Raw genomic sequence first — 15,585 nt, 5'->3', positions numbered from 1 at the left:
TTTAAGCTTAAGCGTTAGGTGGAGAAGGGAAGAACTCTGTTCTCCTCCTTAGATATAAAATCTGTACTGAAGATAAGAGTTCCCTTCTCAAAAGTAAAGGCTGGACGGTATCTTAGAAAAACCTAAATGGTTCTAATTCTGTATTCACAAGGTTAGCCTTACTTTTCATTTAAAATGGTAACATATGGGGTTATATATGATCAACAACTTTTTAGGTATAGATGTTTCAAAAGAACGCTTTGATGTTTCTCTCTCATTCATAAGCAAAAAAGGAAAACGTGAAAGTAGGAAAAGGAATTTTAAAAACGATGATACTGGGTTTCAAGGTCTGATGAACTTTCTACAAAAACATAACCTAGAAGAAGTAAAAGCCTGCATGGAAGCTACTGGTTGTTATAGTGAAGCTTTAGCTGAATTCCTCCACAACGCTGGACATTTTGTTAGTGTTGTAAATCCAGCTTGCATAAGGTTTTATGCAAAAAGTAAGCTTGCACGACAGAAGAATGACCAGACTGATGCAGAGATTATTGCAGATTATTGTCAAAGACAGGAACCTTCTCGTTGGACACCACCTTCTCATGAAAAGAAACAATTAAAACAGCTTTATCGCTGCTCAGTTGCATTAAAAGATGAATTGACATTAGTAAATAATCATTTAGAAAAGAAAGAGAGACTGCCTGAAGAAGTTGTAAATGTTTGGGAAAACTTAGCAATTAATATAGAACAATCAATAGAAACAATAAAAAATTCCATACGTGAACTATTAAAACAACACAAATATTTGTTGGAGGATTTTCAACTTCTATTAACTATTCCAGGAATAGGAGAGAATAGCTATTTTAGCTGAAATTCCTGATATAAAAGCTTTTATAAATGCCAGACAATTGGCAGCATATGCAGGAACTATACCACAAAATATAACGTCAGGTACATCTGTACATGCCAAGCCCAGATTAAGTAAATCTGGTTCACGAACATTATGTAAGGCAATGTACTTTCCTGCTATAGTAGCTAAGAATCATAATCCTATTATTATGACTTTTTGCGAAAGGTTAAAAGAGAAAGGCAAGCATAACATGGCCATTGTGGGAGCTGCAATGCGTAAGTTACTCCATATTGTTTTTGGTGTTTTAAGGTCAAAAAAGGCTTTTGATCCAGATCATATCAAAAACTACAGAGCTAGGAGTTTGGCTGAAAGTTTAGTGCTTTAAAATCAAAAAATGCTCCAATCACATCTTATGTGAAATAGTATCTTACACAAATTTTGTAGTTGGTTAGTGAATATGTTGATAAGTAAATTAATTTTATACGTACAAAAAAGCGGAAATTTACTTATCAACATATTCACTAACTATAATCTGTGTAACGTTACACAAAATGTGAATAGGAAGTATTTTTTGATTTTATGATACAGCTTGAACAATTTTTGTAATTTTTTTGTTGACTTGCAAGACGGTATCTTCAGTTCTAAAACATTGTAAAAAGTCTCAAAAAGATGAGTTAAAAAGGGTTCTGCTTCCAACTTTTTTGCTGTAAATTTTTGCAAAATTTTAAAACTCACATCTACTCTATTATAGTATTCTTGGCAACTAATTTTATGTCAACATTAAAAATCTTACTATTACCCACAAATAAAGACATGGTATTGTATTTACTCAAATAATTTTATTAACTTGAAAGATTATTAGATTAAAATTATTAAATTAAGAGTTATAATTTTAGCAACTAAAAGCTGTAAGTTGCACCATATAAACAGTTATTTCAAGCAAAAGTTATACCATTAAGAGCTATGCAACAAACGTTCATATTTGTGGGTAATGTAAGTTCGTACGGGGAAGTTATAGAAATGACACTCAATCGCAAGGGCTATGACTTCTACCAACCAGACTTTTCGTATAGCTTCTAGGTTCAAGCTTTCAATTTGCCTTTGAGCGCAGAAACTCCCTAGAAATCACGCTTTTGAACTCTATATTATTTTTTGTAACATTGTCGTAGGCGTTAGATCTTGCAATGCAGTTAATCTTTCTAACGCCCTTGCAAACTCTTCTCCTGATAACTCACCACTGCCTAATTTCTCTTGTAATTCTTTTATCTCTTTGTCCAACCTCTGATCGAAACTTAAATCGCGTGCAAAAATCTTCTTGATTAACTCCTTAAGCTTATCACGCAAAAACTTAATTATCGAAAGAGGCCAATTTTTTTCTTTCTTCTTCTTGAGCATTTGGTAGATTTTCGGATCATCTACATCTACTTCAAAAAGGTTGAAGAGAGATTCAAAGAAATTCCAGAAATCTCCGAGTACTCTTCCTTTTTCACCAGTGAAGTAATCCTCATCACCACCTTTTCCGATATGTAGCTCTGCTTGAGATGATATTTCATCGATACAACTAGAAGCCTGACGCTCACACTCGAGCCTCCTGAGCAAATCTTGTCTGGTGAGCTCCTCTATGGCTGCTTTTAGTTCATTTAACTTCTGCTCTGCAGAGAAATCTTGCTCCCTGATTTTTCCTTGGAAGATCGAGCTACCGTTTCCGTTATTATCTGAAAAATTTTCTATTATTTTTGCCCCCTCGATAAAATTACTATCTTTATTATTATTTGAAAAGCTTTCCACCATTTTTACTTCCTTCATAAAACTTAATAATTTAATTCTACAGTACTAAATATTTAAGAACTATTAATGTAAAGATGTCAATAAGATTATTTACATTTTTACACTATATATATATTATATCATGTGCTATTTAACCTTTCAATAATATTTTTTATTTTTACTGCTTCTTCAAACTCTAGCATGCGCTTTTCTTAAATTATCCTTATTAATATTTGCTTTTGCCTCTATCCCACTTTTTCTTGTAAAGTATTTGATATAGATTTTATTATACTCTTTGGCATAACATTTGCAACATACTTTATCTATAAATGGAAATTATTATACTTGCAGCTAGACACAATTTGAAATAATTTACACTATAAAGTTAAGGAACGAGATCCCAGATACAAGATACAAGTGTCTGGGCACTGGGATGACAGGAGGGGGGGTTGGAATGACACCAGTATGGTTATTAATTGAATAAATAACCTCCTTATTTTCAGAAATCATTGGCAAACAAATGTGATGCCATATGTTTTTTGGCTTAGATAAGAGGTGCCCAGTTAAGTCTTCCAGGTGGAGCCTATGCATCACAAGCACAATTACTCCTTTTTTTCTATCGTTGAGTCTCGTTACTAAAGTCTGATCGAACCAGTTTGTGGCACGTTTTCTAAATGTTTCACTCAAAGTTTGAGCAGGGTTAAGCGGATCATCCACAATAATAAAGTCACCACCTTCACCGGTTAATGTTCCTCCAACTGATGTTGCGATTCTAAATCCTCTCTGCACTGTTTGGAATTTATATTTAGTGTTCTGGTCTTTGGATAGTTCTACCTCTGGAAATAGTTCTTTATACCAATCAGATTGCATTATGCACCTGGTATCGAGCGAATGTTTTTCACTAAGCAACTTAGAATAACTTGCAACTATTATTCTTGCAGTTGGCTGATTTCCCAGTATCCATGCGGGCCACGCAACACTCATACATATGGACTTCATTGAACGCGGAGGCATATTGAATATTATGCGCCTTACTTCGCCAGCATTGGCTGCTTCCAGCCTGTCTGCTATGACTTTTATGTACTGATAATCATTATACTCACATCCCGGCACCACTGTTTGAAAGCACAGTTCAATGAATTTTAGAAAGTTCATGTTAGACCTCCTATAGTATCACCCAAGTAACCCCTATGGTGTTATCCAAGTGGCCGACACTGGTTCCTTTATGACAGCGTCATGCAAGTAGCTGACACTGGAATGACATCCTTTGATTTTTTATATGGTTATGCAAGAAATCTAGTGTAGATTTTTATTTATTTTATAAGATTGAAGTGTTACAGTAGCGAGCTTACAACACTACTGTTTTGTAAATTTAGTGAATAAAATTACTTCTTTAACTTTATTGAAGCGAAAAATTGATTTCCATTGCGGTAAATGAGCAACATTATTGAATCTTTACCGTTTTTCTTTACTGCTAAATCAACTTGTTTTTGAAAATCGTTAGTATTTTCTATATCAGTTCCATCCAATTGGATAATGATGTCCCCTTTTTTAATACCACGCAGCGTGGCATTACTGTTACTATCTACATTGGTAACTATCACACCTTTTGTAGGTACATTATTTTTACTTTCTTTTGATTCTTTTGGCAGATTTGAAACAGTTAAACCGGTTACATAATCAGATGTTGATTTATTTTCTTCTTGATTGTTATCTTGGCCATCATTTGTAGATTCTCCGATCACAACTTTAATATTAACCTCTTTGCTCTTTCTAAGTAACTTAACTTGCACTTTTTTCTCAGGTCCAGCTCTTGAAACCATTTGAGGTAATTGTGTCATTCTATCGATTTTTTTACCGTCAAATTCTAATAATATATCACCTACTTTAATCCCACCTTTTTCTGCAGGACTATCCTTTACTATACTTGCAACCAATGCGCCTTTTATATCTTTTAAACCCAAGGACTCAGCAAATTCTTTCGTTATAGGCTGAACTTGCACACCAAGCCAACCATGTTTTATTTTTTTGCCACTTTTTAATGTGTCAATAATTGACATAGCTAAATTAGATGGTATGGCAAAACCTATACCCACGTTGCCGCCAGACTCAGATGGAGAATAGATAGCAGTATTAATACCTATAACTTTTCCATTTAAATCAAATAACGGTCCTCCAGAGTTACCCCTATTAATTGCAGCATCAGTTTGAATAAATTCATTCATAGTGCCAATACTAATGTCCCTGGACCTTGCAGATATAATTCCTGTGCTTACAGAGCCACCCAAACCAAATGGGTTACCTATTGCCATAACCGTATCACCAACCCTTGCTTTATCAGAATCACCAAATGCAACAGAAGAAAGATCTTTATCAGAATTAATCTTAAGCACAGCAAGATCAGTTCTTGCATCATAGCCTAAAACTTCTGCTTTGAAATAAGTATTATCGTTCATAGTAACTGTGATATCTTTGGCGTTTTTAATAACGTGATAATTGGTTACTATAGTTCCACCTTTATCTATAATAAACCCAGAACCAAGCAACACCACCTCTTTGTTAACACTAGGGCCCCTATCCATAAAAAACTGATCAAAATGCTCAAAAAACTCTCTAAAATCATCAAAAAAATTATTTCCTGGCATAGATGGAACTCTAGTTCTGCTGTTATTTTCTTGTTTGATGATTTGTTCGCTTGAAATATTTACAACCGCAGGAATGAGTTCTTCCACTAAATCGGCAAGTCCTTGATTACAGTTGCATGCAGTAGTGCTAGCATCAACGACCTTTTTTGCATTCCAATCAAACATATTAGCATACGAAGAAAACGCAATTAGAAAATATGCAAATATAGATAAAATAAATGCCTTACTTTTCATAAATTATTTCCATCCTTTATTTAAAATATCTAAAAAGTTATTGTTTGGTGAAAGTACAAATTTAGTATTATTTTCGGCAAATGATTTACTGTAAGCGCTCATAGAGCGATAAAAGTTAAAGAACTCTTCATCAACCTTAAATGCCTCATTATAAATTCTAGTTGCTTCAGCATAACCACGGCCCCTTATTTCGTACGATTCTTTTACTGCACTGGAGATAATTTCCCTTTTTAATTTATCAGCTTTTGATCTAACTTCCTGCCCAGCTTGCTCTCCTTCTGCTCTGATTTCTTTTGCTTCTTTTTCCCTTTCAGTTTGCATACGGCGAAATATTGCAGAACTATTTTCTTCTGGTAAATCTGCTCTCTTAATTCTTACGTCTATTATTTCTATGCCAAATTTTTCAGCTTCAGAATAAACTCCACGCTGAATCAATTGCATAACCTCTGATCTTTTTTCATTCAACAAGCTAATCAACGAAAATCTGCCTATATTTTCTCTTATGTGAGCTTCTATAACCGGATATAATCTTCTAACCAGACCTGATTCATTCCTCACAGCCTGGTAAAAAGTAACAGGATTTGTTATTTTATATTTTGCATACGCATCTACTATAATACGTTTTTGATCCGCTGTTATCACTTCCCTTGGGATCTTATCAGGACTTAAATCTAAAACTCTTTTATCAAGAAACTCTACACTATTTATGAATGGTAACTTAAAATATAAGCCACTTTCCCTAACATCCCTTACAACTTTACCCAGTTGTATAACTATTGCTTGCTTTGTTTCTTGCACAACAAATATTGAATTAGATAAAACAATCAATAAAACAACAAATACAGAAACAAAAACAATTTTAATATTACTACTCATGGTTATTTTCCTAAATTTGCAAGAGGTAAATAAGAAAACATACCTTTCAGATCATCAGTTACAACAACTTTGTCTACCTTACTGAAAATATTTTCCATAGTTTCAAGATAAATACGATTCTTAACGAGAGAAGGATTCTGTCTATATTCCTCATAAAGAGATAAAAAGCGATTTGCATTACCTTTTGCTTCATTTATTACTTCATTTTCATATGCTTGTGCATCTAATTTTATCTTTATCGCTTCACCCTTTGCTCGAGGTATAATATCATTATTATAAGCATATGCTTCGTTTATAGTACGCTCTTTGTCTGCACGAGCACTTTGTACATCTCTAAACGAACTGATTACTTTTTCTGGTGGATCAATTTTTTTCATTTGAACAGATAAAATCTCTATGCCCATTTGGTATCCATCAAGAATCTGCTGCAATAGAATTCTAGTATCTCTAGAAATTTCTGGTCTGCCTTGACCAAGTGCAAAAGAGATCGTGTTTTTACCTATTATTTCTCTCATGGCACTTTCAGCAGCATTTTTAACACTGAAACCGGGTTTGTAATCCCGCACTTTGAATAAATAGTCCTTAGCATCTCTAACGCGCCATTGAACCTCGAAGTTAACGTTGACTATATTTTCATCTCCAGTTAGCATCACGCCTTCACCGCGATCTGTATCTCGCCCATAAGAACTACTTACCCCAATTTCTTCACGATTTACTTCCTTAACGTTCACTTTAAAAACCTTGCCAATAGGGTAGGGGAAGTGATAACGCAAACCAGGTGTTTCTGTATTAGAATATTTACCAAAGGTAAGTTCTATACTTTCTTCACTAGGATGGACAATATAAAAGCCAGTGCAAGCATAGAACAGCAAAATAATGAAAATGATGAAATAAGGTTTTTTGCCCCTGTTTCTGGTTAATCCATTAAGAAAGAACCTTATATCAGATACAGCTTTACTTAAAATATCTTCATTATTAGGAGTTTTGTTCCCTACCGGTTTCTTTCCCAGATTCCAAGGATTATTATCATCAAACATAATGATTGATTCTATAATTAATACGCTAATATTACTTCTTTAATAAGAAAATGCAAACATAAATTGCTATTTTATTTACAAATTAATCATCAGGATGGAAAACATGATCGTACACTTCCTTTTCTCTATGTAATATGGTCGACTCTATGGAATTTTCTGGCTTTTTTTTGAATTCTTTGTTGTCACTCTTTAAGTGCACTACGTCTTTGTGAAAATGGGAATTATACCTAAATAGTAAAGCTATTATTATTAAAGTTATAACAGCCAAAAAGATGAGTGTTCTTTTTCTATACTTCATAAATGCTGCAGCTTCTTGACCTAATTTTCCACACTATCAAAAAACACGTCAAGCGAAATTATTTGAAGACAAATAAATACTGGCAATCAATTTAACACTAACTTAAGAATCAAGGAATACAATTATAATATATTTAATTAATAGTGAGGTTAAAAATGTTACCTAATAAAAAAAGTTTAAATTCTGTTGAAACTGAAATAGGCCTACAACAAGAAGGTAGTCTTGATTTGAATAAAACTATGCAAAATCTATCAAATTCAGATATTGCTAATGATCACAAGAAGCTAAAAGAAAGAATGACTGACCTGTTAAAAGGAGATACAGAATTCTCTAAGATGAAACAAGGAGATAAGATTCTTGTAGTAAGTACAGCAAGTGGGTTATTTACGGCAGTACTACCACTTTTGGCAGTTGGTGCAACACTTGCTATACCGGGTGCTATAGTTGGTCTTGCTTTATATTTCGCTGTAAAAGTCGCTGTAAAAGCAGTTCAATCTGGATATAAAGGGCTCAAGTGGTCAGCAGAAAAAACAGTTGATGGGGCGAAATATACTGCTGGGAAAGTTAAGGACGCATCAACATACGCTGCCAGAAAAGTTAGAGATGGTGCTATGCATGTTAAAGATAAGGTGAAAGAAGGTTATGAACATTCAGTAGATTCACTGAAAAAAGGCGCTAGTTTTGTAGGCGAAGGAGTGGCAAATAAGTTCCATAAGGCATCTGGTGAGACGGACTATTTAGATAAGGTAAAAAGGTTTACTCCAGATGCAATTAAGAAATCTGACGAAATAAGAAATGATATGAAAGCAATTTTTGCTGATAAAGGAAATAATTCTGGGTTAGTGAAAAATATACTTTCTGGAATATCGTCAGAAATTGATTTAAAAATGGCAGAGAAGGCAAAATCAGGGGAGATTGAACATACTTCTGGATGGCAAGTACGGAAAGAATTCATTAATAATTTAAATGAAAAAAGCTTGCATAACTTGTTAACACAAAGGTCATTACCTAAAGGTAGTTATTTCATCGACAGTGTTTTCTCTGAACATCACGATGAAATTAAGAAGGTTATTAAAGAATGTAGAGAAAATCATTTGTACTCAAGCGTAAGCAATATGTTTGACAGAGCAGAGAAAAAAGCTAACAGGCCTTCTGTCAAAAGTTTAACTAGGTCTGTGTCATCATCATTCTCTTCACTGGGAAGAAAAGGCTCTGAACAATCTAACAGCTTGTCAAAAAGCAATTCACTAAATTCTATAGGAACTGAAAGTACTGCTACTGTCTCTGATTCAGATTCTCAGAACTTTGCAACAGTCCGTAGAAGCAATTCATCTAGTAGCTTAACTCCTAAGCTTACTCCAGTTGCTCCACCAGAACTACCTAGAAGCGCCTCATTGACTAACTTAAATGGACAAAGTTCTTTCAGTGAAGATGTTCTCAGTGATCCTATTGTGGAGCAAAACCTGGATAGTTTGAGTAACGGAACTCTCACTCACAGTAATTCTACTGATAGTGGAATGGGTTCTGGTTCTTCTACGCTAACAAGAAAACAAGTTCTTCCTTTAAAAGAAGAATTTGACAGAGAACTCGAAGAAAAGTTGGCAAAACGACGCGCATCTCTAGATCAACCTAGTGCAGAACCTGTCAACTCAAGAGCTACAGCAACTCCAGGAACAGTGTAATAAGTAAAACTTCTACCTTCTCCAAAAGGATGTTACTCAATGAGTAACGTCCTTTTTTTGTTTTTAAACTATAGAAAAATCCTAGATCCCAGCGGTATGCGTACAACCGTATGAACATTGTGATTTCTCTGCTAGGAAAGGTGTCATCCGAGTAGCTGACACTGGGATGGCTTTGTTGCATCGCTACTTATGAAAGGCTAACTATAGTTAGGATTATAAGCAACCTATTGAAAATCTTGTTTTTTTGCAATCAATCTGATCAAATTTAAGAATAGTAATTTGTTATTTATATTAATAAATTTAATTCTATTGAAAATAGCTAAAGCATTGAAATTCTTGAATTTTAGCCGGATTGGTAAATGGTAGTGAAATTTCTTTTACTCAAATTTAGGTATTCATTGACCGTTCTTGTTATAAATACCAGAATAATAAGCTACTGATATTCGCTATCTTTTTTATCTTTAATCCATCATAGCTAGCGATGCAACAAAGCCCACTGGGATCCAGGAAAGTTTGCTTGTTTACAAGCAAACTAGCATAGAAAGTGGTTACAACGTTTTCGATGAGATTATATGGAAAACTGGATTCCAGTGTCAAGCACTGGAATGACATCACAGGGGCACTGGGATGACACCTTTACGTTTGAGGCAAACTAGCTATAACACTTAACATACTACCTTTGCAAACAAATGTTCATACAGTACGCGCTGGCGTTATTTTCTCTTGATGAATAAATCTCGGTAGAGTATAGTAGCAATGCATTTATGTAGCTACTAATGAATAATTTAGTTTTGGTTTATACAACTTTTTCAAATTTTGAGGAGGCTAAAACTGTTTCTGAAGAATTGTTAAACGAGAAATTAATTGTATGTGTAAATATATTTCCCGAAGTGAATTCTCTGTATTTATGGGAAGGTAAAATTAGTAATAGTTGTGAAGTAGTGGCAATTATGAAGAGCAGGAATGATCAAGTTGATAAAATTGTAGAAAAAATCGAAGCAATGCATTCTTATGATCAGCCAGCTATTGCTGTGATGCCCATAGAAAAAGCAAATAAATCTTTTACTAATTGGGCTAATAGTGTTATTGATGTAAGTAGTATTGGGGTGTAGCCAAGTGGTAAGGCAGCGGTTTTTGATACCGCCACGCGAAGGTTCGAATCCTTCCACCCCAGCCATATTGAAGTGGGTGTGAAATGATATCACTTTTCTATAAATTAAGATTATTGAATTATATATTAGGTAGTCTCAAAGATATAATTGTGAAACTGTTTCTCTTCACAATGTATCTTTACACATTCAGCATTGTGCTCATGTTTCTCAGCAATGGTTTTTGGTATGCTGTAGAATTTTGCTCTTTCAAAAATGCGTTTTACCGTTTGTTTCAATATTGCAAGTGGTATTATGAAAATAGGGAAGATCTCGGTTACGGAATTTCTATTCGAATATTAGTGGCGTTTCTTACTCCGCATTTTCTCTATAAATTATTACTTGGCACAGGCTGGAAGTCCTTTTTAAAGGAAAAGATAATACAGATACTCAACACAAGAAGAAAAAAGGGTAGTGAGTTCAGTAACAGTAGCAAACCAAGTGGCAGTAGTTATAGTGATAAGAATAATTACAGCAATAACAGTGGTAACAATGAGCGTCAAGCTCAAGATGCAAAGCGAAAAGTAAACATGATAAAGCAGCTATTAATCAAAGATATAGAGGCAACTATAGATAGGAGATTGAATTATATTTTTTTCGGTAAAAGGAGTAAACCTCATTAAGTATATAAAAAGGCTTTATCTAGTAAGGCTTTTTAAGGTTGGCTGTATTTTATTTTTTACGTATACCGGATCACAATCAGCCAATATACATGTGTGCACAAAATCTTGACTAAAGTCTGATAACCAAGAAATTGCCTTACGTTTTTCTACCAAGCTTTCTGTTTTTTTGCAGTGACTTGCTGCATCAATCATTGCCTGCGCTATTACTGATTTCCACAGCAAATAATACCTTTGTATATCATCTGACGTACTATTTGTTTCATAGTGGTTAAAAAATTCTTTAAAATTGAAGTTGTTTGACATAATGATACCTCTTTGGATTGAAATTTGAAATGATTTGAGTTTATGTCGCCACAGCAGATTCCGCTAACAAGCAGCGGGATGACGGTTGTCAGGCCAGCGCCCCTATGATGTCATTCAAGTAGCTGACACTGGTTCCTTTATGACGGCAGTGCCCCTATGGTGTCATCCCAGTGCTTGACACTGGGATGGCTTTGTTGCATAGCAACTGAAAAATCTGGTGGCTACTGACAAAATTCATTATAAATAGCGATTTAACTGTTGAAGAAAAAATATGCCACAAAAAATGAGGGTCAGTAACCATAGCGAATATAACAAATTTCTAGAAAAAAGAGGAAATATTTTTCATTATATCAACGAAGCCATAGAAAAGTGGTACGAGAATGGTCCAAAAATACCAGGTGGCAACAATATTTATAGCGATAAAGTTGTAATTTTGGTGCACATAATAACTTGTTTATTTAGAATAGGCCTGAGGCAAACAGTTGGGTTTATAGCAGGATACCTTGAGCAAATTGGGAAAAATTTGCAAGTTATCAGCTATTCACAATCATCAAGAAGGTTTAAGAAACTCAATATTAAGATCAATGATTGCAGAAAATAATATGGAAGATATCGAAATTGCTATAGACAGTACAGGAATTAGTATATACAACAACACTCCTGGTCATAGCAAAGAAAATAGCGAAGATAGAAAGTATCGCAGCTATGAACAGACAAGAAAATTGCATGTAATGTTGAATACAAACAGCAAAAAAGCCATAGCTGTAAAATACAGTAACGGTGTCTACTCTGATCACTATGGAGCTTGTGATTTGCTAAAAGAAGTCGATTTTCAGTATGTCATAAAAGTACTATATGCAGATAGGGCATATGACAGAGAAAAGCTCTATAAGCTGTGTAATCAATATGGTATAAAAACGAAAATTCCTCCGAAAAACAACGCAGCAGAGCATCCAAAGTTAGACTATATGGCTGAGAGAAATTCTGCAGTCAAGCTCATAAAGTCATATGATGAAGATGGTATAAAGAAGTGGAAAAAAGAGATGAGTTATGGAAAAAGATCTTATATAGAAGGTTTTTTCTCGCGATTAAAAAAGACATTTGGATTTAGTTTTAGGAACAAATCTGAAATGAATCGTGAGAGGGAACTGCTACTCAAATGTTATTTGCTTAACAAATTTACTGAAATAGGCATGGCTAAGTTTGAGATAGCTTCATGAATTTATTGTACGTTACCTACTATCCGAAGAGCGATGCAACAAAGCCCACTGGGATCCAGGAATTTTGATTGGACACTGGGTTGGTAAGCATAAAAGTGTTATGTAAAATACAACGTTCTTGATGGGATTGCATGAAATGCTGGATCCCAGTGTCTGGGCACTGGGATGACACCATAGGAGGCTGCTTGGATGACAAAAAAAGGAGCACTGGAATGACAGCAATCTACGTCATACCGCGATTCATTCGCGGTATCTCAGCCGCTAACAAGAGATCCCGCTAACAAGCAGCGGGATGACGGTTGTCGTTTAGCCATAAACATTAAGAAATTTACCAAATGAAAAAAAAGGCAAAAGAAGCCCCGTGGTTATTATCCGCTTTAAAATATTGGCGTTTTTTATGTTTTAAACGCTTGACAAGCGAGATTCAGCCGCTTTTAATTGCAACTAACTTACGCTGCAAATGTTTAAGAAATTTACTAAGCAGAAAAAAAGACAAAGAATCCCCGAGTTGGCTAGTCTTTTACTATCTCTGTCGAGTATTGGCATTTTTTGATGTCTTGTAACGCTTTATAAGCGCGTTCAGCTTATTTAGATAAAAATCTAGATGTAGATGAAGTTTTGTAAAGACATACAGTATCTATATACTGCAGAAAATTGAACATAAGACGCCGATACATTAAGTAATCCTTACCTTTTAATCTGCAGATTGGCGAAAGCAAATACAATAGCTTCAGTTTCATTATAAGGGGGTTGGCGAAGGGTGTCAAGTAAGTTTTTTTGTTTCTGCGGGCTACCTGGTTTTTCTACTGAAATTTTGAAAAATGTAATCTACTCCTATATTCAAATATATCAAGCAGTAATTCAAAATCAGCCATTGCGCCTTTTGCGTTATTATACACGAGATTGAGCAGCTCTTTGTCCTGATATAAATCAGCAAATTTAAATTCCATACATCCTGATTGTTTTGTGCCTAAAATATCTCCACTGCCTCTTAGCATCATATCCCTTTCAGCAATGTAAAATCCATCTTGTGACTCACACATGATCTTTAACTTTGAAGATGAGCTTTTACTTAAATTATCGTATAATAATACACAAAAAGATGGCTTGTTTCCTCGCCCTACTCTGCCTCTTAACTGATGCAATTGTGATAACCCAAATTGCTCTGCATTTTCTATAATCATGATGGTTGCATCTGGCACATCTATACCAACTTCTATCACAGTGGTTGCAACAAGCAGAGAAAATTCATTCCTTTTGAAGGAAAACATAACTTGATCTTTCTGCTCCTGAGTCAATTTTCCGTGTATTATCCCGACTTTATCAAGAAATGTTTTTTGTAATTCCTGAAAACGCATCTCTGCTGCAGCAATATTGGTCTCTTCGTTTTCTTCTATATATGGACAAATCCAATATGCTTTTTCGCCCCTGTTTATAGCACCTTTTAGCTTTTCAATAACATCTGGCACCCTACTAATGTTCATAGTTACAGTTTTTATTGGCAATCTGGATTTTGGTTTTTCTTTCAAAATTGAACATTCAACATCACCATACATAGCTTGCTGCAAGGTTCTTGGAATGGGAGTTGCAGTAACGAAAAGTATATCGGCATTTTCTCCTTTTCCTACCAAGCGATTTCTCTGCATCACTCCAAATCGCTGTTGCTCGTCTATGACTGCAAGCCCTAAATTTTTAAATGTAACGTTAGCTTGAAATAGTGCATGAGTGCCAATCACTATATTTAAAACACCACTTGCAAGTTCGTTCATGATAATCTTTCTTTCCTTGCGCGAAGTTTTACCAGTAAGCAGCGCAACTTTTATATCGGTACAGGATAAAACTTCCTCAATCCAATTATAATGTTGCTCCGCCAAGATAGTAGTCGGTGCCATTAGAGCTGCCTGCATGTTGTTTTCTACCACATTTATCATTGCAAAAAGTGCAACTACGGTTTTGCCACTACCAACATCACCTTGCAGCAAGCTTATCATGCGATACTTGGATTTTTGTCTCTCTGAGATCTCATCTATTGCACGAGTTTGATCATTTGTTAATTGAAACGACAATTCATTTAAAACTTGCTCTTTGTATTTACTCAATATTATAAATTCTCTTCCCCTTTCTTTCACATGATTTTTTCTTGCAAGTTTCAGCGCTAGCTGATACGCAAACAATTCATCATAAGCAAGCCTTTTTCTACAAACCTCAGCTTCCGCCAATGAGCTTGGTCTGTGCAACTTTATGATGCTTTCCCTCCAACTTAACCATTTTTTTTGCTTGATTAATGTATCATCTATCCACTCTGGTAAATCAGGCAATTCCTTTAGATTAGAGCTTATTATGTTCCCAATGCGCTTATTGGTAATGCCACGGCATAATTGGTAAACTGGCTCTATGCAAGCTATTTCTTTAAATTGGTTGATGTCAAGCGACACGTAATCTGGATGAGTAATTTGCCAATGTTCAGCAAATTTTTCGAGTTTGCCACTGATGATCACATTCGCTCCAATTGGAAATAGTTTATATAAATACTTAACTGAGTAATTAAAAAAGACTATGAATATATACTGACTCTCACTTTCAACGACTATTTTATATGGTCTACCTCTAAAAGTGGGCGACTGATGTTCATAAACTTTTGCAATGAAAGTTGTAAATTCTCCAACTCGAGCATCAGATAGTAACTTGCTTCTATCCACATAACTAAGTGGCTTATAAAACAGCAGATCCACCACCTTGTCCCCACCACAAAGTTTAGGTAATATTGCGGAATGAAATTTAGGTATATTCTCCAGCCTGCTATTTAGAAAAATCTGATTGCTCATTGAGATTCATACATGTGTAAAACTGTTATAGAGCCTTTTTAAAATCTTGTCACCTTATGGTCAGGTATGCACTATAGCTAGCACAGCTCTCTAACGTTATA

At 34.8% G+C, this 15,585-nt stretch carries 14 protein-coding genes, 1 tRNA gene and 3 pseudogenes; 7 read left to right on the top strand and 11 right to left on the bottom strand.

The window, feature by feature from the left end:
* Positions 1–196: 196 nt before the first annotated feature.
* Positions 197–1,211: pseudogene (locus ABWU47_RS00205) on the top strand (IS110 family transposase).
* 788 nt (positions 1,212–1,999) lie between these two features.
* Here ABWU47_RS00205 and ABWU47_RS00200 read toward each other — a convergent pair.
* The 6 genes and pseudogenes from ABWU47_RS00200 to ABWU47_RS00175 form a co-directional block, all read right to left on the bottom strand.
* Positions 2,000–2,617, bottom strand: a pseudogene (locus ABWU47_RS00200) (hypothetical protein); the annotation flags it as partial.
* Positions 2,618–3,019: 402 nt separating this feature from the next.
* A pseudogene (locus ABWU47_RS00195) lies at positions 3,020–3,748 on the bottom strand (hypothetical protein); the annotation flags it as partial.
* A 230-nt stretch (positions 3,749–3,978) separates the two neighbouring features.
* A complete protein-coding gene (locus tag ABWU47_RS00190; protein ID WP_077188355.1) occupies positions 3,979–5,472 on the bottom strand; it encodes a DegQ family serine endoprotease in 1,494 nt (497 codons plus the stop codon).
* A gap of 3 nt (positions 5,473–5,475) precedes the next feature.
* Positions 5,476–6,348 (bottom strand): protease modulator HflC, encoded by an 873-nt coding sequence (gene hflC / locus ABWU47_RS00185; protein ID WP_012673275.1) that lies wholly within the window; start codon positions 6,346–6,348, stop codon positions 5,476–5,478.
* Positions 6,349–6,350: 2 nt separating this feature from the next.
* A complete protein-coding gene (gene hflK, locus ABWU47_RS00180) occupies positions 6,351–7,385 on the bottom strand; it encodes an FtsH protease activity modulator HflK (RefSeq protein ID WP_353285649.1) in 1,035 nt (344 codons plus the stop codon).
* An 82-nt stretch (positions 7,386–7,467) separates the two neighbouring features.
* On the bottom strand, positions 7,468–7,683 hold the full coding sequence (locus ABWU47_RS00175) for a hypothetical protein (protein ID WP_006279848.1): 216 nt from the start codon (positions 7,681–7,683) through the stop codon (positions 7,468–7,470).
* A 155-nt stretch (positions 7,684–7,838) separates the two neighbouring features.
* Here ABWU47_RS00175 and walE1 point away from each other — a divergent pair, with 155 nt between their 5' ends.
* Entirely contained in the window at positions 7,839–9,365 is a 1,527-nt protein-coding gene (gene walE1 / locus ABWU47_RS00170; protein ID WP_186809134.1) for an actin bundler, read from the top strand.
* On the opposite strand, the gene ABWU47_RS00165 is transcribed toward walE1, so the two are convergent.
* Together ABWU47_RS00165 and ABWU47_RS00160 are read right to left on the bottom strand one after the other, a co-directional pair.
* Positions 9,340–9,546 carry a hypothetical protein gene (locus ABWU47_RS00165; RefSeq protein WP_338482504.1) on the bottom strand — a complete coding sequence of 69 codons (207 nt, stop codon included), beginning with the start codon at positions 9,544–9,546 and terminating at the stop codon, positions 9,340–9,342. The two genes, walE1 and ABWU47_RS00165, sit on opposite strands and share 26 nt — an antisense overlap.
* Positions 9,547–9,776: 230 nt before the next feature.
* The gene (locus ABWU47_RS00160) at positions 9,777–9,977 is read right to left on the bottom strand and encodes a hypothetical protein (protein ID WP_353285648.1); all 201 of its coding nucleotides are present in this window, start codon (positions 9,975–9,977) and stop codon (positions 9,777–9,779) included.
* 164 nt (positions 9,978–10,141) lie between these two features.
* Between ABWU47_RS00160 and cutA the strand changes: the two genes are divergently transcribed.
* From cutA to ABWU47_RS00145, 3 genes are all read left to right on the top strand, one after another.
* Positions 10,142–10,477, top strand: coding sequence for a divalent-cation tolerance protein CutA (gene cutA, locus ABWU47_RS00155; RefSeq protein WP_006279213.1), 336 nt, complete (start codon positions 10,142–10,144; stop codon positions 10,475–10,477).
* Positions 10,468–10,542 (top strand) — tRNA-Gln (locus ABWU47_RS00150). Before cutA ends, ABWU47_RS00150 begins: the two co-directional genes overlap by 10 nt.
* A 135-nt stretch (positions 10,543–10,677) precedes the next feature.
* Positions 10,678–11,136, top strand: coding sequence for a hypothetical protein (locus ABWU47_RS00145; RefSeq protein ID WP_022626355.1), 459 nt, complete (start codon positions 10,678–10,680; stop codon positions 11,134–11,136).
* 15 nt (positions 11,137–11,151) lie between these two features.
* On the opposite strand, the gene ABWU47_RS00140 is transcribed toward ABWU47_RS00145, so the two are convergent.
* Positions 11,152–11,439: a hypothetical protein gene (locus tag ABWU47_RS00140; RefSeq protein WP_007549783.1), complete on the bottom strand. Its 288-nt coding sequence runs from the start codon at positions 11,437–11,439 to the stop codon at positions 11,152–11,154.
* Positions 11,440–11,710: 271 nt separating this feature from the next.
* Between ABWU47_RS00140 and ABWU47_RS00135 the strand changes: the two genes are divergently transcribed.
* Together ABWU47_RS00135 and ABWU47_RS00130 are read left to right on the top strand one after the other, a co-directional pair.
* A complete protein-coding gene (locus ABWU47_RS00135) occupies positions 11,711–12,040 on the top strand; it encodes a transposase (RefSeq protein WP_007548762.1) in 330 nt (109 codons plus the stop codon).
* Positions 12,024–12,659 (top strand): transposase, encoded by a 636-nt coding sequence (locus tag ABWU47_RS00130; protein WP_353271095.1) that lies wholly within the window; start codon positions 12,024–12,026, stop codon positions 12,657–12,659. The genes ABWU47_RS00135 and ABWU47_RS00130 overlap by 17 nt, the downstream gene beginning before the upstream one ends.
* A 19-nt stretch (positions 12,660–12,678) precedes the next feature.
* Here the strand turns inward: ABWU47_RS00130 and ABWU47_RS00125 are convergent, their stop codons facing one another.
* On the bottom strand, positions 12,679–12,855 hold the full coding sequence (locus ABWU47_RS00125; RefSeq protein WP_353285647.1) for a hypothetical protein: 177 nt from the start codon (positions 12,853–12,855) through the stop codon (positions 12,679–12,681).
* Positions 12,856–13,462: 607 nt separating this feature from the next.
* Complete coding sequence (gene recG, locus ABWU47_RS00120) at positions 13,463–15,484, bottom strand: ATP-dependent DNA helicase RecG (RefSeq protein WP_353285646.1); 2,022 nt, start codon at positions 15,482–15,484, stop codon at positions 13,463–13,465.
* Between the last annotated feature and the right edge of the window lie 101 nt (positions 15,485–15,585).

The organism is Wolbachia endosymbiont (group A) of Gastracanthus pulcherrimus (genome assembly GCF_964028265.1).
Taxonomy (GTDB): Bacteria; Pseudomonadota; Alphaproteobacteria; order Rickettsiales; family Anaplasmataceae; genus Wolbachia; species Wolbachia pipientis.
The sequence above is the reverse complement of the archived record's forward strand: the minus strand, read 5'-3'. Positions and strand labels throughout refer to the sequence as shown.